General features: G+C 39.7%; 19 protein-coding genes. 18 read left to right on the top strand and 1 reads right to left on the bottom strand.

Annotated features, from left to right (window positions below; translation table 11 throughout):
* The first annotated feature begins 69 nt into the window (after window positions 1-69).
* Window positions 70-1482, top strand: coding sequence for a F0F1 ATP synthase subunit beta (atpD, locus tag QA612_RS07355; RefSeq protein WP_278283144.1), 1413 nt, complete (start codon window positions 70-72; stop codon window positions 1480-1482).
* A gap of 147 nt (window positions 1483-1629) precedes the next feature.
* Complete coding sequence (locus QA612_RS07350) at window positions 1630-2031, top strand: F0F1 ATP synthase subunit epsilon (protein ID WP_481804424.1); 402 nt, start codon at window positions 1630-1632, stop codon at window positions 2029-2031.
* A gap of 963 nt (window positions 2032-2994) precedes the next feature.
* Here the strand turns inward: QA612_RS07350 and QA612_RS22510 are convergent.
* Window positions 2995-3540 (bottom strand): transposase, encoded by a 546-nt coding sequence (locus QA612_RS22510; RefSeq protein WP_481804419.1) that lies wholly within the window; start codon window positions 3538-3540, stop codon window positions 2995-2997.
* Between the two features lie 1621 nt (window positions 3541-5161).
* Between QA612_RS22510 and QA612_RS07345 the strand changes: the two genes are divergently transcribed.
* From QA612_RS07345 to spoIID, 16 genes are all read left to right on the top strand, one after another.
* Window positions 5162-5533 (top strand): NADH-quinone oxidoreductase subunit A, encoded by a 372-nt coding sequence (locus QA612_RS07345; protein ID WP_278283142.1) that lies wholly within the window; start codon window positions 5162-5164, stop codon window positions 5531-5533.
* Window positions 5524-6051: a NuoB/complex I 20 kDa subunit family protein gene (locus QA612_RS07340; RefSeq protein WP_278283141.1), complete on the top strand. Its 528-nt coding sequence runs from the start codon at window positions 5524-5526 to the stop codon at window positions 6049-6051. The genes QA612_RS07345 and QA612_RS07340 overlap by 10 nt, the downstream gene beginning before the upstream one ends.
* On the top strand, window positions 6048-6593 hold the full coding sequence (locus tag QA612_RS07335) for an NADH-quinone oxidoreductase subunit C (protein ID WP_278283140.1): 546 nt from the start codon (window positions 6048-6050) through the stop codon (window positions 6591-6593). The genes QA612_RS07340 and QA612_RS07335 overlap by 4 nt, the downstream gene beginning before the upstream one ends.
* Before the next feature lie 14 nt (window positions 6594-6607).
* Window positions 6608-7717 carry an NADH-quinone oxidoreductase subunit D gene (locus QA612_RS07330; RefSeq protein WP_278283139.1) on the top strand — a complete coding sequence of 370 codons (1110 nt, stop codon included), beginning with the start codon at window positions 6608-6610 and terminating at the stop codon, window positions 7715-7717.
* On the top strand, window positions 7717-8679 hold the full coding sequence (gene nuoH / locus QA612_RS07325; RefSeq protein WP_278283138.1) for an NADH-quinone oxidoreductase subunit NuoH: 963 nt from the start codon (window positions 7717-7719) through the stop codon (window positions 8677-8679). Before QA612_RS07330 ends, nuoH begins: the two co-directional genes overlap by 1 nt.
* 1 nt (window position 8680) lies before the next feature.
* Complete coding sequence (locus QA612_RS07320; RefSeq protein ID WP_278283137.1) at window positions 8681-9136, top strand: NuoI/complex I 23 kDa subunit family protein; 456 nt, start codon at window positions 8681-8683, stop codon at window positions 9134-9136.
* Window positions 9133-9639, top strand: coding sequence for an NADH-quinone oxidoreductase subunit J family protein (locus QA612_RS07315; RefSeq protein ID WP_278283136.1), 507 nt, complete (start codon window positions 9133-9135; stop codon window positions 9637-9639). Before QA612_RS07320 ends, QA612_RS07315 begins: the two co-directional genes overlap by 4 nt.
* Before the next feature lies 1 nt (window position 9640).
* Window positions 9641-9949 (top strand): NADH-quinone oxidoreductase subunit NuoK, encoded by a 309-nt coding sequence (nuoK, locus tag QA612_RS07310; protein WP_278283135.1) that lies wholly within the window; start codon window positions 9641-9643, stop codon window positions 9947-9949.
* Between the two features lie 396 nt (window positions 9950-10345).
* The gene (gene nuoL / locus QA612_RS07305) at window positions 10346-12205 is read left to right on the top strand and encodes an NADH-quinone oxidoreductase subunit L (protein WP_278283134.1); all 1860 of its coding nucleotides are present in this window, start codon (window positions 10346-10348) and stop codon (window positions 12203-12205) included.
* A complete protein-coding gene (locus tag QA612_RS07300; RefSeq protein WP_278283133.1) occupies window positions 12202-13743 on the top strand; it encodes a complex I subunit 4 family protein in 1542 nt (513 codons plus the stop codon). Before nuoL ends, QA612_RS07300 begins: the two co-directional genes overlap by 4 nt.
* A 5-nt stretch (window positions 13744-13748) precedes the next feature.
* Window positions 13749-15203, top strand: coding sequence for an NADH-quinone oxidoreductase subunit N (locus QA612_RS07295; protein WP_278283132.1), 1455 nt, complete (start codon window positions 13749-13751; stop codon window positions 15201-15203).
* Between the two features lie 2042 nt (window positions 15204-17245).
* Complete coding sequence (locus QA612_RS07290) at window positions 17246-17479, top strand: DUF1146 family protein (RefSeq protein WP_278283131.1); 234 nt, start codon at window positions 17246-17248, stop codon at window positions 17477-17479.
* Window positions 17480-17867: 388 nt separating this feature from the next.
* Window positions 17868-18641 (top strand): YwmB family TATA-box binding protein, encoded by a 774-nt coding sequence (locus tag QA612_RS07285; protein WP_278283130.1) that lies wholly within the window; start codon window positions 17868-17870, stop codon window positions 18639-18641.
* A 33-nt stretch (window positions 18642-18674) separates the two neighbouring features.
* Window positions 18675-20000 carry a UDP-N-acetylglucosamine 1-carboxyvinyltransferase gene (gene murA, locus QA612_RS07280; protein WP_278283129.1) on the top strand — a complete coding sequence of 442 codons (1326 nt, stop codon included), beginning with the start codon at window positions 18675-18677 and terminating at the stop codon, window positions 19998-20000.
* A gap of 944 nt (window positions 20001-20944) precedes the next feature.
* Complete coding sequence (locus QA612_RS07275; RefSeq protein ID WP_278283128.1) at window positions 20945-21136, top strand: hypothetical protein; 192 nt, start codon at window positions 20945-20947, stop codon at window positions 21134-21136.
* Between the two features lie 43 nt (window positions 21137-21179).
* Window positions 21180-22265 (top strand): stage II sporulation protein D, encoded by a 1086-nt coding sequence (gene spoIID / locus QA612_RS07270; protein ID WP_278283127.1) that lies wholly within the window; start codon window positions 21180-21182, stop codon window positions 22263-22265.
* Window positions 22266-23049: the final 784 nt, after the last annotated feature.

Below are 23049 nucleotides of genomic sequence, written 5' to 3'. Positions count from 1 at the left end.
GTGTAGCTAGTATTAACACCCATTCATGCCATAAAAACAGTGTTATTTAGGAAGTAAGGAGGAACGAAGATGAATAAAGGAAGCGTCACTCAAGTAATGGGTCCGGTTGTAGACATTCGTTTTAACCGTGGCGAATTACCTGAGATCTATAATGCATTAACTGTAAAACACCAAGCTAAATCTTCAGGTGAAGTTGACGTTGACCTTACGTTAGAAGTAGCACTACACCTAGGTGATGACTCTGTTCGTGCCATCGCAATGGCATCTACAGACGGTCTTGTAAGGGGAATGGAAGTAGTGGACACAGGAAGTCCTATTTCTGTTCCAGTTGGGGACGTCACTCTTGGTCGTGTATTCAACGTATTAGGTGAAAATATTGATTTAGATGAACCATTAAGTGCTGACGCAAAGCGTGATCCAATTCACCGCCAAGCACCAGTATACGAAGAGCTTTCAACTGAAACAGAAATCCTTGAAACTGGAATCAAGGTTGTAGACTTACTTGCCCCTTATATTAAAGGTGGTAAAATTGGTCTCTTCGGTGGTGCCGGTGTAGGTAAAACCGTATTAATTCAGGAGTTAATCAACAACATCGCCCAAGAGCACGGTGGTATCTCCGTATTCGCAGGTGTTGGAGAACGTACTCGTGAAGGTAACGACCTTTACTTTGAGATGAAGGATTCAGGCGTTATTAACAAAACAGCAATGGTATTCGGTCAAATGAACGAACCACCAGGAGCACGTATGCGTGTTGCCTTATCTGGTTTAACAATGGCTGAGCATTTCCGTGATGAAAAAGGGGCTGACGTACTTCTTTTCATCGATAACATTTTCCGTTTCACTCAAGCAGGTGGTGAGGTTTCCGCACTATTAGGTCGTATGCCTTCTGCCGTAGGTTACCAGCCAACACTTGCTACGGAAATGGGTATGCTGCAAGAACGTATTACATCAACGAAAAAAGGTTCCGTAACATCGATCCAAGCGATTTACGTTCCTGCCGATGACTATACTGACCCAGCACCAGCAACAACATTTGCTCACTTAGATGCAACGACAAACCTTGAACGTAAGCTATCAGAAATGGGTATCTACCCTGCGGTGGATCCACTAGCTTCCACTTCTCGCGCATTGTCACCGGAAATTGTTGGAGACGAACACTACAATGTTGCACGTGAAGTTCAAACGACACTGCAAAAATATAAAGAACTTCAAGATATTATCGCCATCCTTGGTATGGACGAACTATCGGAAGAAGATAAATTAACAGTACACCGTGCCCGTCGCATTCAGTTCTTCCTTTCTCAAAATTTCCACGTGGCGGAGCAATTTACAGGACAAAAAGGGTCTTATGTACCGGTTAAAGAAACTATCAAAGGCTTTAAAGAAATCATCGAAGGTAAGCACGATGATATACCAGAAGATGCATTCCGCCTCGTAGGTCGTATTGAAGAAGTAGTAGAGAAAGCGAAGCAAATGCAATAAGAAGCGTCTAGTAGTTAGTATTTAGTGATTAGCAGTTAGGCTAAGGGTGTGCCTTTGGCAACGTATTGAATGTCTCCTAACAACTAACCATCTAACCCCTAACCAACTATGTTACGCTTCGTTAAAGGAGGGTGAACCGTGAAGACGATGCAAGCAAATGTCGTCACTCCTGATGGCAGCGTATATGAAGCGCAAGTTGAAATGGTCAGTGTTAAAACGACAGAAGGTGAACTTGGTATTTTGCCAATGCATTTACCGTTAGTGACTCTTTTAACAGTTGGCGCTGTCCGCGTTAAAAAGGATTCTAAGGTTCAGCTCATTGCTGTCAGTGGCGGTTTTATGGAAGTTCGCCCTGACGAAGTAAATATTCTTGCTGAATCTGCAGAATTACCGTCAGAAATCGACGTAGCAAGAGCTCGCGCTGCGAAGGAACGAGCTGAAAGACGCCTAGAACAAGCAAAAAAAGATAACCTAGACTTCCGAAGAGCAGAACTTGCACTAAAACGTGCAATCAATCGCCTCGACGTAGCTGGCGGCAGTGGCAGGTAACAAGGAACGATAACTATCTTTCCTCAACCATACCTCTAGCTCCTTAAGTACACTTCTGCGGGATAAAATGTGTACGTAGTACTTGTACGGTGTCGCGTGCCACAAATCTTCAATGAAGTTCATTAGACACAATTACCTAGCCGTTCAGAGAAAACCACTCTGAACGGTTTTTAATTATGGGTTTGGGTAAGATACGTCGCTTCCCGGTTCTGGCTAGACCCGGTACAAAAGTATCTAGATCAATCCGGGAGTATGACAGAGCAAGAGGTAGATTGAACCAGGGGAAAATGAAGCAGGTACAGGTGAAGCGGGTACAAAAACCCCCGGTTCAATCCGGGAGTATGACAGAGCAAGAGGTAGATTGAACCAGGGGAAAATGAAGCAGGTACAGGTGAAGCAGGTACAAAAACCCCCGGTTCAATCCGCGAGCATGACAGAGCAAGAGAGAGATTGAACCAGGGGAAAACGAAGCAGGTACAGGCGAAGCAGGTACAAAAACCCCCGGTTCAATCCGCGAGCATGACAGAGCAAGAGAGAGATTGAACCAGGGGAAAACGAAGCAGGTACAGGTGAAGCAGGTACAAAAACCCCCGGTTCAATCCGGGAGCATGACAGAGCAAGAGGTAGATTGAACCAGGGGAAAACGAAGCAGGTACAGGTGAAGCGGGTACAAAAACCCCCGGTTCAATCCGCGAGCAAGAAGGAGCAAGAGAGAGATTGAACCAGGGGAAAACGAAGCAGGTACAGGTGAAGCAGGTACAAAAACCCCCGGTTCAATCCGCGAGCAAGAAGGAGCAAGAGGTAGATTGAACCAGGGGAAAACGAAGCAGGTACAGGTGAAGCAGGTACAAAAACCCCCGGTTCAATCCGCGAGCATGACAGAGATCCGAGAGTATTATCCTCCCCCGAAATCAGACCAGGACTAATTTACAGTCCCCCTCCAAACCTATTACATGATTTAAACTACATACACCACTCCTTAAATTTTACTTTCTGTTCAAAAACGGAACCCTTGAATTGGTTGAGGACGGGTGAAAGATTCATATATGGAGGTAGAGGTAATTGGGAAGATGGAGAAAAATAAGCAGAACTACTCCATTTGTACGACTCTGGATTTGAAACAATATTTGCGTGAACAGGATTAAAGTGAATATACCGACTTACGTGAAGGGTACCTCGCGAATTATCAACTTCTTTAGAGACATATTTACGCTGGAAAAGTGATCCTTTCATTTTATAGGTGCGATTATAGTATCTACAATAGAGCATATTAATGAAATGCATAACGGAAGGGATTATAGGGTGATCTGATCTTATAAGGATGTGGTAATGATTAGACATGAGACAATAGGAGAATATTTCGAATGGATATTTTCTATGGGCTTTTTCTATCAGACTCAAAAAAAATAAGTAGTCTTTTTCCTGTTTGAACAACTTGTCCTTTCGAATGGCATGATTGATAATGTGATAATGTTTAGTGGGACTCCATGATCTTTTGGTCGATGGCATAAATGAGTATCACTCCTTTAAGTGGGGATTGGGAAGGTTGGAAGGTTATCTGTGGGATCAGGAAGAATAGGAATTTATAGCTTTATTATACGACAAAGTTCTAAAAAATCTACTATTAATTGTCAAAATTAGAACATATTTGAGTGTGCTTAAATCCAATTGAATAATTTGAGTGCCACTTGAGTGCAACTTGAGTACTGCTTGCGTACTATTTGAGCACCATTTCACTACAACTTCAGTACAATTTAGGCTTGCAATCCTCAGTGTCGTTGATTTTAAACAGAACCATAAATATATTTTTTTGAAAACGCATAAACTAAATCCCTTTAACAACCAAAGTTAATTCGATAGATTTATAATAAATTTGTAACTTCCCGACTCATCGATGCGCCTTTATACTACTAAACCAAAATTATTTTAGAAAAAACCTATAAATCGTCAAATAATATTTGTGAAATAGCCAACAATTTTATAAAATTATATAGTATAATGCATATTTTTATAATGCAGTGAATGGACTATAGAGAATGGACTTGAAAATTGTTATTTTAGTAAACGAACGAAGGAGAGTTCCTATCGTAATGGGTGTTGAGTTATTAGTTAATTTCATGCAGGGTCAGGGTTAATAAAAAGACTTTAGTTGAAAACGTTACCCAATATTAGTTAGACTGTAATTAGTTGAAGGGGGGATGGATATATAGGAATGAATATGGAAGCTCCTATTTTTAGGGTTGATAAGTGAAAAAGCGAACAAAGTGAAATAGTTTCTTTTCATAAAAGGAACCTAAGCTGTTAGTCACATAGCTTATCGTGACGTAAAAACTTTTAGATCATGTCATCACTATTTAAATCGTCCATTTTTTGTTTCCAAACCTGCAGATGAAAATGCAATTATTTCTTAAACATCAAAATGATTTTTAATTCCTCTATACAAATCAGTAATTTGACAATCAATCTTAGTTTTAACATCAAATTATCTTCTACATCGTAAGCATGAAAGTGTTTACCTGCAATAAGCATCACGATAATCAACTTATATACCAACAAAAACTACTTTTTTTAATACAAATTCGTCAAAGCAGTATTTTCCATTATTCAAACCACAAAAAACGACAAATTTTTTCGTAATATCATACTTAAATGTTGAATATGTGTAGATATTGAACTGTTATAATGTTATACGGGAAACTGTTATACTTTTGTTTTGCCAAAACAGTTATCTGTTAAAAAAGTGAAATATAGGAAAGTGTGCTGAAAAGTATAGCTTATTTCTGTATCAGAAATATCTTCATTGAAAGTAAAAATACGGTAATATCAAAGGTTACTATAAAACAGAATAGATTTTCAATGATAACACATTTAGTTTCCTGTAAAAGTTTTAATTTTAAGAAATTATAGTCATTATAATTTGATTCTACTGGGTTTATGTCGTATAAACATTGATCTACCAGTGTTTATTGGAGATTGTATAATTTTATCAACTAGGATAACACTATTAACATCGTTATTACACTGTCAACCTGATAATTCAGAATAATATGGACAATAAATTAGCCGCTTTGTTATAATTTGAATGGGTGATGTATTAAAACAGAATCACTACATGGAGGGGAGTGAATGTATGGGACTGGGAGTTTATTTTGACAACTACATTTTTGTGTTACTATTTATGTTTTTAGGTGTTGCACTTCCAGTAGGGGCTCTCACGTTTGGTCGTTTAGTTAGACCAAATAACCCGTATCCTACTAAGTTAACAACTTATGAGAGTGGGATTGAACCAACGGGAGATGCTCAGGTTAGGTATCACGTAGCCTACTATATTGTAGCGCTGGAGTTCGTCATTTTTGACGTTGAAACCGTTTTCTTATACCCGTGGGCTGTAGCACTTGGTGAGCTCGGTTGGGTAGGTCTTAACGCAGGATTAATCTTTATTGCTATATTAGGGTTAGGACTTGCATATTCTTGGAAAAAGAAGGTGCTAGAATGGAACTAAAAGGATTTAGAGAAACGGAAGAATATGATCCGCGTATTCTTGAAGATGTAAAAAGAAGTGTATTTTTTACAAAGGTCGAACAGCTAAAGGCATGGTCTCGAACAAGATCTCTTTGGCCATTAAGTTTCGGTCTTGCTTGCTGTGCCATCGAAATGATGGGTACTGGAGCAGCTAGATATGACTTTGATAGATTTGGAGTTATTTTCCGGGCTTCACCACGTCATTCAGACGTCATGATTGTAGCAGGAACAGTAACCTCTAAAATGGCACCTGTTCTTCGTAGACTATACGATCAAATGCCAGAACCAAAGTACGTGATTTCAATGGGCTCCTGTGCAACATGTGGTGGTCCTTATAAAGAAGCATACAGTGTTGTAAATGGTGTTGATAAAGTTGTTCCTGTTGATGTTTATGTACCTGGTTGTCCTCCAACACCACCAGCTTTACTAGATGGTGTTGAGTTGCTTCGTGAAAAGATTCGACGTGAAGCAAAAGGAGAGAAGGTGGGACAGGAATGAGTCAAGAAACATTGGACTTAATTATATCGAAGGTGAACAATGCTTTAGATGAAGAAGTTCTAGTAGTTAAACCGCCAGAAACAGATGAGGAAGCAGAGGGTGAAAAGGAAGAAAAAGAAGAGATTGAGGAAACGGCTAAGCTTAATTTTGGTAAACCGATGATCATTTTAGATAGTGAAAAATGGTCAATGGATCTAGCAAAAATGCTTCGTGATGATCCTCAGCTACACTTTGATTTCCTACAATGTGTTACTGGCGTTGATTATGATGAACATATGGAGGTAGTTTACAACTTATACTCCACAGAGAAAAAGCATTACTTATACGTGAAAGTAAAAACGCCTAGGGAAACCCCATCTGTAGTGTCTGTAACTCCTGTATGGAGGGCAGCAGATTATATGGAACGAGAAATCTTTGATTTGCTCGGTATTGAATTCCCTGGTCATTGGAACTTAAAGCGAATATTATTACAAGACGAGTGGGAAGGTCATCCACTCAGAAAAGATTATATAACAGATAAAAAAGCTCTTGGACTGGATTAGGGGGTGCTGAACGGATGGCGATAAAAACGGAAACGATGACCTTAAATATGGGTCCACAACACCCTAGTACTCATGGAGTATTTAGATTAGTAGTTGATGTAGATGGTGAAACAATTAAAAGAGTGGAGCCTGTAATGGGGTATTTACATCGTGGATCTGAGAAGCTAGCAGAACGATTTGTTTATACACAATTCATTCCTTATACGGATCGACTAGACTATATGAACGCAATGACGAACAACTATGTTTATTGCGCTGCAGTTGAAAAGCTATTAGAATGGGAGATTCCTGAAAGGGCTGAATATTTACGAGTCATTACGATGGAACTAAACCGAATTGCTAGTCACCTCGTTTGGTGGGGAACGTACTTACTTGACATTGGTGCACTAAGCCCATTCCTTTATGCTTTCCGCGATCGTGACCATTGTTTAGATTTATTAAACGAAATCAGTGGTGCTAGAATGACATTTAACTACATGCGAATTGGTGGAGTGAAATGGGATTCACCAGATGGTTGGATTGACAGAGTAAAGGAAAAGGTTAAAGTTTTACGTGAAAATATTAACGAATACGACACACTTGTAACAGGAAATGAAATCTTCCAATCACGTACGATTGGAGTAGGTAAATTAACAAAAGAACAAATCCTAGATTGGGGAATTTCAGGTCCATTAGCTAGAGCAAGTGGTTTGAAAATGGATATAAGAAAAGACGAACCATATTCTATTTATGATCGTTTTGATTTTGATATCCCAACTCAAGAGGAAGGGGACGTATACGCACGCTATAAAGTAAGAATTGCAGAGCTATATGAGTCCTTGAAGATTATTGAGCAAGCATGTGAACAAATTCCTGAAGGGGACATTATTACAAAAAAAGGTAAGCGTATTATGATGATTAAGCCACCAGCGGGAGAAGCTTACACTCGTGCAGAGGCTTCAAAAGGTGAAATTGGCGTATATGCAATCAGTAACGGAAAGAATAAGCCATACCGAATCAAACTACGACGTCCTTCCTTTGTAAACGTTGCAATACTACAGGAATTGTTAATCGGTAAAAACATTCAAGACCTAGTTGCAATCTTCGGTAGCTTAGATATTGTACTCGGGGAGGTTGATGCGTAATGGATCTCCTATTTATGGCCATTTATGCGGTGGCAGTTCTTGGAGGACTATTAGGGGCTGTAACCTATGCCATTCTCTTTGAACGGAAGGTCATTGGGTATATGCAAATTCGTACTGGTCCAAACAGATATGGACCGTGGGGAATGTTCCAAACGATCGCAGATGTTATGAAGCTATTAATGAAAGAGGATATCATTCCTGCACAAGCAGATAGAAAGATATTCGTATTAGCTCCAGTCGTTGCCTTTGCTCCAGCCTTTATGGTATTTGCTGTTATTTCTTGGAGTGAAAATTTATACGCAGCTGATTTAAACATTGGTGTTCTTTATTTCTTAGGGGTATCCTCTATGACGATGCTAGGTGTTTTAATGGGTGGTTGGAGTTCAAACAATAAGTATTCCCTACTTGGAGCAATTCGTGGGGTTTCACAAATGATCAGTTATGAGCTTCCACTTGTTCTATCTGTCCTAGGTATTGTTATTTTAGTAGGATCATTGAATTTAAGAGATATTGTATTCTTTCAACAAGATGTAGGATTGTGGTTCATTATTCTTCAATTCCCTGCATTTATCATTTATATGATTTCAGCAATTGCAGAATTAAACCGATCTCCATTTGACTTACCTGAGGCAGAATCAGAGCTTGTATCAGGTTATCATACGGAATATTCAGGTTTCCGCTATGCTTTTTACATGCTAGCAGAATATACTTACGCAATTGCCATTGCAGCCTTTGCTACAACACTATTTTTCGGCGGATGGTTAGGACCAGCCTTTTTACCAGGCATCGTTTGGTTCCTCCTGAAAATGTGTTTGTTTATGTTCGTTTGGTTCTGGCTTCGCGCTACGTTACCGAGAGCACGTGTAGAAAACTTGATGCAGTTTTGCTGGAAGGTGCTCATTCCGTTAGCGTTACTAAACATTGTAGTTACAGCGATTATTAAAGTGTGGATGGGGTGGTAAAATGTTTCGATTATTAAAAGGATTCGGCGTAACCTTTAATTACTTTAGGAAAAAGAAAATAACCATCCAATACCCTGATGAAAGAGTAGTTATGCCGGAACGTTTTCGTGGAATCCATCGATTTTTCCCAGATAAATGTATCGTCTGTAATTTATGTGTAACAGCATGTCCGACAGATGTAATTACGTTAACAGGGAAAAAATCAGAGGAAAATCCTAAGAAAAAGATTATAGATACGTACAATATCGACTTCCAAGGCTGTATCCTTTGTGACTTCTGTACAGAGGTTTGTCCAACGGATGCAATCGTTATGACAGCTCGCTATAATAACCTAAGCTCCTTTAACCGTTCAGAGCAATTTAAAGATATTGAATGGCTTTCTGACAACCATGTTTACGGTTATTATGAAGAATCGGATCGAGTTCCAGAAATGGGAGAAAGAGGTGAACAGAAGTGAATCCACAAATGATCTTCTTTCTCGTTTTAGCAGTATTAGCCATAGCGTGTGCTGTTCTCGTTCTCCAACTTAAACGGATCTCTCACCGAGTTGTTTCTATGGCATTCTGTTTCTTTGCTATTGCTGGTCTTTACTTTCTGTTAGGTGCTGAATTTATCGGTATTATTCAAATCATCGTTTATGCTGGAGCTGTTACGATCCTATTTATCTTCGGTATGATGATGACAGAACATCGTAATATTACATTTAGTGCCCATCCTAGAAAACTACACCGTGTACTTAGTTTCGTAGGTGTTGGGACACTATTAGGCTTTATGTTATATGGTATTTTAAATATGGATCTACCTCAAAATGGCAGTCCAAGAGTGTATGAAGAGGGAACAGCACATGAAATAGGTCTCGTACTTTATGGACACTATGTAATTGCTGTCATCGGAATGGCATTCTTACTAACGGCAGCCCTCATTGGAGCTATCGTAATAGCTCGAAAGGAGGCGAAATAATATGGTGCCAATTACGCTATATTTATCTCTAGCAGCCATTTTATTTTGTGTCGGACTTTATGGGGTGTTAACGAGACGACACCTCGTTATCGTTCTTGCCTCTGTTGAGTTAATGTTAAATGCAGTAAACATCAACCTAGTTGCATTCTCCAGTATTGGGCCATATGCAGATATAACAGGTCAAGTGTTTACACTGTTTATCATCTCAGTAGCAGCAGCGGAAGTAGCAGTCGGTTTAGCAATATTAATAGCTCTTTATCGTAACCGAGAGTCTATCGACGTTATCAAACACGATTTATTACGATGGTAAACCACTACTAAAAGCACAACCTTTAAAGCAACAGGAGTTGGCCATACATATAAGCCACCCTGTGGCATATGACAGGTACAAAGATTCAAAGATACAAGATAAGAGAACGGAACGTCTTCTGCTGTTTTAGAAAAACAGATGTGAAAGTGTTGCGGCATAAGACAAATAACCAAATTAAAAGAAAGGGCCTCAAATGAAATAAGGGCTTTTCTTATAAAAAGCATTAATAAATTTTTTAGCAAAAAAAGGTGTCTAGCAACAGACGCCCTACGTTTTCTGATAAAACAGCACATTCGAAAGTAAAAATACTTTTAATCTTAAAACAGGAGATTGAATTATGTATAGCAGAACCCACATTCTATCTGTAAACAGATTAATAGAGGAAAAGGTGATGGTATGATACAAAATGCCTGGTTAATCCCGGTTTTTCCGCTAATCGCCTTCATCATCCTGTTATTCTTCGGGAGATTCCTTAAGGAAAAAGCATCCTATGTTGGAATAACAGCCTTGGCACTATCGTTCATATTATCAGTAATCGTTCTGATTGAACGTATTGGTGGAGAAACTTATTCATTTGTAATTGAATGGCTTACTTTCGGTGAAAGCACAATCACAATGGGTTATGAAGTTACCCCATTGAACGCAATGATGCTAATCGTTGTAACCGTAGTAAGTTTACTAGTACATGTTTTTTCAAAGGAATATATGCGAGAAGATGCTAGAATTCACGTATTCTATTCCTATTTAGGACTTTTCTCATTTTCTATGCTCGGATTGGTCCTTGCACCAAATATTTTACAGCTATTCATTTTCTGGGAGCTTGTAGGTCTTTGTTCCTTCCTACTCGTAGGCTTCTGGTACTTTAAGCCTGAAGCAGCTGCAGCAGCGAAAAAAGCATTCTTAACAACTCGTATTGGGGATGTTGGTCTACTAATCGGTTTAGTCCTTCTATTCAATGCAACAGGAAGCTTCGATTACGCTGACATTTTTGCAGCAGTTCAAGCAGGTTTAGTAAATGACACAATGATTACGATCATTGCTATCTGTATTTTCTTAGGCGCAGTTGGTAAATCAGCACAATTTCCACTACATGTGTGGTTACCAGATGCAATGGAAGGTCCAACACCAGTTTCAGCATTAATCCATGCTGCAACGATGGTTGCTGCAGGGGTATACTTAGTTGGTGTTATGTACCCATTATTCCTAGCATCAAGCACAGCGATGACAGTTGTAGCTTACACAGGTGCAATTACAGCGATCTTCGCTGCAACGATTGCCCTTGTTAACACAGATATTAAACGAATTTTAGCTTATTCAACCATCAGTCAACTCGGTTTTATGATGCTAGCATTAGGTACTGGTGGGTATGTGGCAGGTTTATTCCACTTAATGACGCACGCATTCTTTAAAGCACTTCTCTTCTTAGGAGCAGGTAGTGTCATTTATGCAGTGCATCACCGTCAAGATATTCGTGAAATGGGCGGCCTTTGGAAACGTATGAAGCTTACCTCCATTACTTTCTTAATCGGTGCCTTAGCAATTGCGGGGATTTTCCCATTAGCTGGTTTCTGGAGTAAAGAAGGAGTTTTAGCAGCTGCGTGGGAAGGTGGAGATATCTTCTTATTCACCATTGCCGTAATCACTGCCTTTATGACAGCATTCTATATGTTCCGCTTATTCTTCACAGCCTTCACTGGCACATTCCGTGGAGATCATGAACCGCATGAAAACACAAAGCTTATGACGATTCCATTAGCAGTGTTAGCCTTTTTGGCTATCGTAGCAGGTTTCGTGAATACACCATTAGGATTTGTTCTTGAAGACTTCTTAACACAAGGTCTCAATGTGGGCTACCAAGCACACGGAGAATTATGGCTTGCTATTTTATCTTTAGCTGTTGCCATTGGTGGTATCGCACTTGCGTGGGCTATGTATTACAAAGGGGCTATTGCAAAGGATGCATTCTCCAGCAAATTACCTGCAGTTCATAAGCTTCTATTAAACAAATATTATATGGATGAACTATATGCAAAGGTCTTTGTTCAGCCTACAGTGGCTATTGGAAAATTCCTATGGGATATCGATCGGAACATTGTCGATGGTATCGTAAATTTAGTAGGGCGTTCTTCGAAAATAACAGGACGTACTTTTGCCAAGCGTCATGACGGGCAACTTCAAACATACGGCCTTGTGACCATCATCGGAGGACTTGCGATCATCGCATTAGCCTTCGTGCTAAGGGGGTATTTCGGATGATCCCAAACCTACTATCATGGCTTATCTTTTTACCATTAGCAGGGGCATTGCTCATCTTGACAGTTCCGAAAGAAAATAAAAATGTTATCCGTTCCATTGCGATTGGAACATCAGGAGTAACGTTAATTGTCTCTCTCATTCTTTGGGGAGCATTTGATCGAGCATTTTCAGGCTTACAATTTTACCAAGCTGCACCTTGGATCGATCTTGGTCTTGTACGATTAAACTATGAAATTGGTATTGATGGTCTATCATTACCACTTATTATCTTAACGACAATAGTAACAACGTTATCCCTATTCGCTTCATTAAACATTAGTGAACGAGTAAAAGAGTTTTATATTTGGACGCTTGTACTACTTACAGGGATGCTAGGGGTTTTTGTTGCTCAAGATTTATTCCTTTTCTTCCTGTTCTTCGAATTAACACTCATTCCAATGTTTTTCATTATTGGAATTTGGGGTGGAAAAGAAAAAACATATGCAGCATTTAAGTTCCTTGTTTATACAGGACTAGGAAGTGCCATTATGTTCTTATCATTCCTAGGAATGTACTACTATGCATTCCAGGCAACTGGTCTACAAATGCTTGGAGGATCTGGATTCAGTATTCCGATCCTGACACAAATCTTTGCTGAACCAGCATTTGCTGAAGTTTTAACAACAGGCGTTAGAGGAGCTTTATTCTTAGGCTTGTTCGTGGCATTTGCCATTAAATTACCGGTTTTCCCATTCCATACGTGGTTACCGAATGCCCACGTAGAAGCACCAACTGCTGCAAGTATGATTCTTGCAGGTGTCCTTCTAAAAATGGGTGGTTACGGTTTAATTCGAATCGGTGTAGGCATCTTACCAGACCAAGCTAGTCGCTTCGCATTGTTAATTGCTATTCTCGGTGTCATTAACATCATATATGGTGCCTTATTAGCACTCGTACAAACAGATTTAAAACGACTTGTTGCTTTCTCAAGTATCAGTCACATGGGTATCGTTTTATTAGGAATTGCATCCTTCACCGCTTCAGGAATGCAAGGAGCAATATTCCAGCTTGTATCTCACGGGTTTATCTCAGCTCTACTGTTCTTCATGGTTGGAGCAATCTATGAACGTACAAAAACGAGAACCATTTCCGAGCTTGGAGGACTATCTAAGTCCGTACCAGTGTTAGCTGGGTTTACACTAGCAGCAGCCATGGCTTCTGTTGGGTTACCAGGCCTTTCTGGATTCGTAAGTGAATTGCTCGCATTTATCGGTATTTTTGGAGCAGACGCTTCCATTCTTCCAGCAGCAAAAACACTTGGTGTTATTGCCGGTATCGGTATTATCCTTACAGCTGCATATCTACTTTGGGCTATGCAACGTACAACGTTCGGTCAATTGGATGATAAATATAAAGAATTATCGGATGCCCGTCCATTAGAATACGTCCCAATGATTGGGTTGCTAGGATTCAGTATTCTTATTGGAGTATATCCGAACATCTTAAGTGACGTTATCAACATTACAGTAATCGACATCTTGTCAAGGATAGGGGGTTAAAGACAATGTCAGCTTATAATGCAAACTGGTCTTTAATGACTCCGGAAATCGTTTTAGGAATCCTAGCACTAGTGATTTTCACGATCGACTTTATGACAGGGGTTAAAGGAAAAAAGCCTTTCCTCGGACGAATGAGTATTATTGCTTTACTTGTAACAGCCGTTCTTGTGTACATTAATCGAGGGGCTGGAACCATCGCAGACATCTTCATCGTCGATCACTTTTCAACGATGTTCAAGATCATCCTACTTGTAGGTGTTGCCATCGTTATTGCAATTAGCATGCACTATCTCGACAAAAACGATGACGTGTATCAAGGGGAATTTTATTCCTTAATGCTATTTGCTGCACTAGGTGCTATGCTGATGGTTTCCTCAGCTGATTTAATTACGCTATATATTGGTCTTGAGCTTCTCAGTATTTCTTCCTACTGTTTAGCTGGCTTTAAAAAGCATAATCGTAAATCCACAGAAGGTGCAATTAAATATGTTGTCCTTGGTGGAACAGCGTCAGCCTTTATTTTATACGGTATGTCATTCCTATACGGTTTGACTGGAACGACGAGCATCATCGATATTTCACAAGTCATTAGCAGCTTGTATGTAGATTATCCATTTATCGTTGTCATGAGTATTCTATTCATGCTTGCAGGTTTTGGTTTCAAAATTTCTATCGTTCCATTCCATATGTGGGCACCAGACGTATATGAAGGTTCACCAACACCAGTTACGGCATTTCTATCTGTCGTTTCTAAAATAGCTGGTTTTGCTATTGTCCTACGAGTGTTCTTCACTACCTTCCTTGGTTCTGAAGGTGTATTATACGATGAGTGGACATGGATAATCGCTATTATTGCAACAGTTACAATGATAGTAGGTAATCTAATTGCACTGACGCAGAAAAATATTAAGCGTCTAATGGCATACTCTGGAGTGGCGCAAGCAGGTTACTTACTTGTTCCAATTGCAGCCATCTTTATTCCGAGTTACTCCATTGGTGTCATCATTTTCTATAGTATCGTCTATGTATTTATGACACTTGGAGCATTTGCAATCATCACATTAGTAACAGAGGATTCCGGTCGAGATGACTTCTCTAGCTTTTCCGGTCTGTATAAACGATCTCCATACATGGCGATTGCAATGAGTGTTTTCCTACTCGGTTTAGCTGGACTTCCATTAACAGCAGGTTTTGTAGGGAAAGCATGGATCTTTATTAGTGCAGCACAAGCAGGCATGCTTTGGTTAGCCGGTGTCATGTTTGTAACAAGTGTTATTTCTTTCTACTACTACTTCGGTGTCATTAAGCAAATGTTCATGAATGAACCAAACCCGAATGACGTAGAATTAAAAGCACCACTCAGTATTTCTGTCGTAGTTACAATTGCCCTTGCAGTAACGATCATCCTAGGTGTTTTACCTGGCTTGATGATCGACTGGATCGCATATATTCAGTGGTAAGCATTAGCCAAACACCTTTGTTGTAAAAAACGAAAGTGGAAGCTATGCGAACTAAGTGAACCCCTTTCATCGTTTCCAGCTTACAATTAAGTAAGTTGGCCACGGTGGAAGGGGTTTTTTATATTTAGTTCCTCAAAAAGATCGGCTGCAATCAAATGCAGTGGAAATACGTACATCCCAATAATTGGGGAAGTCTGCGCAAAGTTGCGGCAAAAACAATGGCAAAAAAAATTGGAAGTTGACGGTAAAGGCATGTCACGGTGCAATTACAACAAAAGTACATGCTATTAAAGAAAATGATAAGGAAAAACATAGATTCAAACTTCAAATCAGAAAACAAACTTCTATTGTATTCAAAAAAAGAAAAAATAGAACAATTACCGATCTTTTTAAAATAATTGTTAAGAAACTGTAATTAAATGTGTGTCCTAGTTAATATAATAAGGTAAACAGTAACGAAGTTTGTATGTAGAAACGAAAATGTGGAGTTGACGACTCGAAGATATAAACCTCAGTCAATTGCTTAGTAATGGATAGTTATGAAAATTGTCATTTCAAAAAATGGTAAATAACGGCTATTTATTTTTTGATCCTTCCCTGGTTTAATGAAAAAGTAAATTCCCTCATCTAAGGCTACATGTAACCTATATTACTTTTTATACTAAATTTATTTAAATAGTGTTGTTTTATTGGAGCATGAAAATACAGCATGCAGGAAGAAAATACTCATCAAGAAGTTCATCCGAATCTTTTCCTCAGGAGTCGTCGCATGTCACTCCTGAACCTGTGTATTTTCAGGGTAGACGAAAGAAAGAGTCGTCCAATGAGCCTGCAAAAGGATAAAAATAAATTTGCAGGCACATAGAAGGCGCCAATGAACCTGCAAAAGGGAAAAAGCAAATTTGCGGGTTCATAGAAGGTCGCCAATAAACCTGCAAAAGGGAAAAAGCAAATTTGCGGGTTCATAGAAGGTCGCCAATAAACCTGCAAAAGGGAAAAAGCAAATTTGCAGGCACATAGAAGACGCCAATGAACCTGCAAACCAACAATGCGCAGGATCTCGATCGTTCAGCCGTCTTCTTCACTATCATATATCTTGAATTTTTAGAATTGCCAGTTGTCGTGCACACTTTATTATCTACCTATGTATAGTGTTGCTCTGTAGCTTCATCCGTCGAGACAACCGATAGTGGATTTGAAGTTTCATCGATTGAGTCGTTACCCTTCTCTACTGAACCGTTTTCTATTTTCAGGGTAGACCTCACATGCAAGTGATTATTTTGCACCATGAGGTATGAAAATTAATTTTAATCCAATAGCAACAAAGTTCCCGAAAACAGCCTACTTATAAGTTTGATAACGGCTATTTTCAGGGTAGATTTGCAAGTCGTATAGACTACCGTATTTATCGTTTTCACTGCTTTCCGTTCGTCTAGAACGCATCTTTCTCTACTTCTGTAAAGTGTTGTTCTGTATCTTCATCAGTCGAGACAACTCCTAGTGAATTCCCGAGGAGAGGATACTCATCACTGGGGTTGGCGTCTTTCACTTCCTGATCTATTTTTGCACAATATGTTCTCTAATATTGGCCATTCAAATTTTTAGGGGTGACTTTTTCACAAATTTGTAAGAATTTTTAAAAAAATAGTGCCAATTTATCCCATGAAACCACTTAAAAGTTAATTAGCTTTAAAGTAAAATATTTGAAGCTTTAATATTAAAAAATAATATAATTACTATTTTATTAATAGAAATCCCTATAATAAAGGGTTTTGGAGAGATGATGAAATTATATAAAGAAACAAAAGTAGGGATTTGTGTGTGGTAAATTTCCACATATTTCTACAAGTTGTTCAAAAATAAGGACAATTTTCGTGAAAAATTAAATAGCATTTTTATCAAAAATTAGCTATTATAAAAAATGTGGCCTTTTATTAAAGGTTTGGACTATAATTTTTAAATATTTACAGAAAATGAAGTTGATTAGATAAAATAATAAAAGTCATATGGACGTCGTACAGTGTTACATGGAGGGAATGTCAATGTTAGAATCGCTAGGACAACAAGGCCTATTTAATATCATTATTAACTTAATGGTATTAACAATAGTTTGGTGGTCTGTTCAGTCTTTTAAAATAGACTTATTTGTCAAAAATCCGCATGGACCAAAAGCGAAAGCATTACTCGTTCTCATTACCATTGCAATAACACACTTGGTTACTAGTTTTTTATTAAATTATTTAAATTGGTCTTTAATGCTCAGGCATTTATTTTAAAACATGATATGTACTAAAAAAATATTTTGATACTAAAAGGTTTCATTTACCACGAAAAAGTAAAAACACTATATATACTTAAGTAGCTTTTAAAGTATACCCAATATGAATGACTACATTCATTATTTTTTGGTGAAGCTGGATTTTTTATACTGAATTGCAAAAGTTTTACGTGTATAAAATTCATTTTCCATATCAAAAAAGGTGTACCAACCAAGAGGCAACATACATCCAATTTGTCTTTAAAAGAACTGGGTGAATTATGCAAAAAATAGCACGATATGTCGGCTTTTAGTGGATACTTCCATGTATGCCTCATCTCCCAAAAGGCAACAATGCTAATAAGAGATGATCGTTCTTTTGAACGGAAAAAAGGGAGAGTTTTTACATGGGGAATAAATGGCAGTTTTTAGCTATCATTACAGGAATTTTAGTATGTTTCACGTTTGTTATTGAGGGAAGTATTACTCGTTCTGAGGAAAATGAATTGCTCCAACCACATGACATATTTCTTCTAATGGAAGAACGTTTGAATGAAGTGGAAGTGGAATCAAAGGAATTTCATATTTATGCAAGGAATCACCAAGAGTCGATTCATTCATATAATGAAGTGATGAAATATTTGGAGCAATGGAAACAGTCAAATGAACGACAGGAATGGGAAGCAGAGTACACTAATAATCAAACAAAATGGATAGGTACATTTTCTGATCATAACGGAATGTATAAAGAAAAGCACACTATTTTTATTACACCAAGAGCAAATGATCAATATGATGTATATACCATTTTTGAAGCTTCCTTTTCAGCCGACACTCAATGGCAAGAAAATCTATCCGAGCTGCTGCCAGTATCACAAATGTCTATGTTCCATCCAGAAGACATATTTTTGCGAATGGAAGGGACAGTTACAGGGGATGAAGCAGACAACGTGAAGCAATGGGGTCAAGTGATCATAGATGCTTTATCCGCTGATGTTGTAGAAGACCTTCAAGAAGAAACGTTTGTCTCATTGTCTGCCCACACACCATTATGGGAACAAGAGATTGTTACCAACGGAGAAAAAATGAATGTTCAAATAGCATTACGAAGCATAAACAATGGATTGGGCGGAGAAACAATCGTAACAATTGGAACGCCACTTATAACCACTGAATATTAATAATATAGAAAACTGGACGCGGAGGGGAATACTTTGGAAAAAATCATCGTCCGCGGTGGCAGGAGTCTAAACGGCACTGTCCGAGTCGAAGGAGCTAAGAACGCCGTTTTGCCGGTCATCGCTGCATCCATCTTGGCCAGCAAAGGTAAGAGTACAATTTATGATGTACCAGCACTTGCTGATGTATACACAATTAACGAAGTATTAAGAAACTTGAATGCAGATGTAACGTATGAAGATGGTAATATATCAGTCAATGCTGAGGGAACGCTGAGTACCGAAGCACCTTTTGAATATGTTCGAAAAATGCGAGCATCGTTTCTTGTTATGGGACCATTATTGGCCCGGGTAGGGCACGCGAGAATCGCATTACCAGGAGGATGTGCCATAGGATCTCGTCCTATTGATCAACATCTAAAAGGTTTTGAAGCAATGGGTGCGGAAGTGGAAATTGGTAATGGTTTTATTGAAGCAAAGGTAGACGGTCAACTTGTTGGAACGAAGATCTATTTAGACTTCCCAAGTGTTGGCGCTACGGAAAACATTATGATGGCAGCGTCAATGGCAAAAGGAACTACAATCATTGAAAATGCTGCAGAAGAGCCTGAGATTGTTTGTCTTGCAACTTATCTGAACTCCATGGGAGCAAAGGTAATCGGTGCAGGAACAGGTACGATTCGCATTGAAGGCGTAAATGAATTAGTTGGTGCAGAGCACACGATTATTCCTGATCGAATTGAAGCAGGTACATTCATGGTAGCAGCAGCTATTTCTCGTGGTAATGTTCTTGTAGATAATGTCTTGCCAGAACACCTTCGCCCACTCATTGCAAAAATGACGGAAATGGGCGTCGAAATTACAGAAGAGGGCAATGGCCTCCGTGTTATTGGTCCTGAAAAGCTAAAATCTGTTGATATTAAAACGATGCCACATCCTGGTTTTCCAACAGATATGCAAGCACAAATGATGTCCCTACTCCTCTGCTCAGAGGGCACTGGCGTCATTACAGAAACTGTGTTTGAAAATCGTTTCATGCACGTGGAAGAGTTCCGTCGCATGAACGGCAATATCAAAATCGAAGGTCGAGCTGCAATCGTATCAGGACCAACTGACCTACAAGGGGCAGAAGTAGCCGCAACTGACCTACGTGCAGGTGCAGCCCTCGTATTAGCAGGTCTCGTAGCAGAAGGCTATACACGTGTCACAGAGCTCAAGCACATTGATCGAGGATACGTGGATTTTGCTGAAAAACTAAAAAATCTAGGCGCTGATATTGAACGGGTCTACGAAATTGATGAAAGTGAGCTAGAAAATCTCGAAGCTCCAGCACCATTAAAAATGGATCCAAACTTTGCCTAAAACACAAAACAAACCTAAACAGCCATCACAAAAAATTTGTATCAATTTTTTGTGATGGTTTTGCTTTTGCACTTGCTCTTGCACCGTGTTATTGCCAATTCGCTTGCTCTTTCTCTATCTCTTTACATATTTGCTTAAACGTATCCATTACTATGCTGCACATTAGCTGCGGCGCATGCGAATGCAACTAGCGCAAAAGGTGTTGGCGCGATTCAAGATCAGATCGGCGCGATTAATGTGGAAAGTAGCGCGATTCCAGTAAAGATTGACGCAATTAATAAGAAAAATGGCGCGATTCCAGTAAAGATCGGCGAAATTAAATCATATTTGGTGCAATGAAAGGGAGATCCAACGCAATTAATATGATAACTAGCGTAATTAAACGAATGAATAGTGCATTCAAAGGAAAATTAAGCATAAATTTTATGAAAGCTAGCAGCCATCTTGAGTCAAAAGTTAAATCCTAATAAATTTAGTGTGATAATAAAAGCGTATGTTACAAAATTCATCCTTATGATACATAAAACGGAATTTTTTCTTATATAATCAGTCCTTCACAATGCCACCAGTTGTGAAGGGCTATTTTTGTTTAGCTCTGATGAAGAATAGTGCTATGTTGAAGAACCATAATTGCAAACATAAATATGCATAGGAATCTCCAATGACATAACATAGACATATCTATTGAACAGTTCCATGAAGTTTAAGACAACTTCACATTTTGGAATTTTGACTACTGCATTATTGCTGCTTTTAAGTGATGTAGAAAGCGCCTTGGTTACTGCATACCCTGTTGTTATTGACATATTGTTTTTGCTTTGGGGGATTACGGCATTGCCTATATTGTGGTGCGTCCTGGTGTAGTGAATGATGTCTTGTGATGGTTTTCTGGTTGAGGTGCGGAGTCTTCGCCACTAGGGAAGTGGGTGGCTGGGGGCTTTCTATTGAATCGGGAGCTGTTTGGACGTGGTTGGTATAGGAATGCTTGGGAATTAGTAGAGTTTGTTGTTAACCCGAAGTGGTGTTGTTTGTTGGGGCGTTGTGGTTATTGGGGGTTGTGGGTTTCTAGTAGGGATTGTGAAATTTTTGGTAGTGATAGAAATAATCTAGTATATTATTTGGTATTTTTGTTCTAACTAGTAAGGTGGATTCATAGATATGTGGTGTGAGGATAAGTTGATGGTGATTTTGATGTGGAGAGGTGTGTTGGTTATGAAGGGTGTTGTTGGGGTTGGTTTAATTTTGGTGACGTTGATTTTGGTTATTCCGTCTGTTCTTGTTGTTGGGTTTTCTAATGATGAGGCTGGGCTTACGTCATATGATTCTAGTGAGAAGGCTCCTTCTCTGCTTAAGGGTGATGGGGCTGGGATGTTAGATGAGGATGAGGCGGTTGTTCGTGTGTTTCGTTCGGAGACGGAGACGGTAGAGGAAGTTAATTTTGAGGATTATATTGTTGGTGTTGTTGCGCGGGAGATGCCGGCTACGTATGAGGTGGAGGCGTTGAAGGCGCAGGCGTTAACTGCTAGGACATATATTATACAGATGATGACTTCAGGTAGTGATATTCAAATTCCTTCTGGTGCTGATATTACGGATACGGTGCAGCACCAAGTGTACTCCAATGAAGAAGAGCTTCTGGAAAGGTGGGGAGAAGAGGATTTTGAGTGGAAGCTGGCGCGGGTTAAGCAGGCTGTGTACGAGACGTCGGGTCAGGTGATTACGTATAATGGTTCTCCGATTACGGCGACGTATTTTTCTACGAGTAATGGCTATACGGAGAACTCGGAGGATTATTGGCAGAGTGAGATTCCCTATTTGCGTAGTGTGGAGAGTCCGTGGGATGTGAATTCTCCTCGTTATTTAGGGGAAAAAACAATAGAAGTGTCTGTGTTTGAAAGTATTCTTGGTGTAACGTTGTCAGGTGAAACGGTTGGGCAAGTGGTAAATCGTACGCCAGGTGGTCGTGTTGCGTTAGTGAATATTGGGGGCAAAGAATTTACAGGTCGTGAAATTCGGGAGTTATTGGATCTAGATTCTACTGACTTTAGTCTGACGCGGAGGGGGAACTCCGTCATTATTGAAACTCGTGGATGGGGCCACGGTGTTGGTATGAGTCAGTTTGGTGCTGACGGAATGGCGAAGGATGGCTACACTTACGAAGACATCATCGACCACTATTATTATAATGTAAAAATTGAGGAGGTCGACCAGGTACTTGGTGCCATGATGGCTGCAGAAAGTGTAGAAGAGTCGGATGGGACGTGAGGGGAAGTTGGGGGAATGATAAGAGTAGGGGTAGTTGACTGTGGATGAAATATCCGGGGTCAGCTGCCCTTATTTAGTTTTTGGAGGAGGGAGAGGGGGAGGATGAGGAGTTAATTGGATGGATTAGTGGCTTTGGAGTAGAGGTGGGGGCTGGACTGGATTGGACTGGACGGGACTGGACGGGACGAAGCAGGTGCAGGTGAAGTAGGTACAAAAACTCCTGGTTCAAACCGCGAGCATGGATGAGTGCGAGGGAGATTGAACTAGGGGGAAACGAAGCAGGTACAGCCGAAGCAGGTACAAAAACCCCCGGTTCAATCCGCGAGCATGGATGAGTGCGAGGGAGGTTGAACTAGGGGGAAACGAAGCAGGTACAGTTGAAGCAGGTACAAAAACCCCCGGTTCAATCCGCGAGCATGGATGAGTGCGAGGGAGGTTGAACTAGGGGGAAACGAAGGAGGTACAGTTGAAGCAGGTACAAAAACCCCCGGTTCAATCCGCGCGCATGGGGGAGAATGAAAGAGATTGAACTAGGGGGAAACGAAGCAGGTACAGTTGAAGCAGGTACAAAAACCCCCGGTTCAATCCGCGAGCATGGGGGAGAATGAAAGAGATTGAACTAGGGTAAAATGAAGCAGGTACAGTTGAAGCAGGTACAAAAACCCCTGGTTCAAACCGAGAGCATAACAGAGTGTAACAGAGCTTTAAGCAGGATAAACGCCCCCTCAGCCTCAGCCTAGCTCCTAACCCAAATAAAACAAACAAATCAATCTCGACATTCCGC

Origin of the sequence: Evansella sp. AB-P1, from assembly GCF_029688925.1 — a bacterium.
GTDB lineage: Bacteria > Bacillota > Bacilli > Bacillales > Salisediminibacteriaceae > Evansella.
Note: the sequence above shows the minus strand (reverse complement) of the source record. Positions and strands in the feature narration are given on the sequence as shown.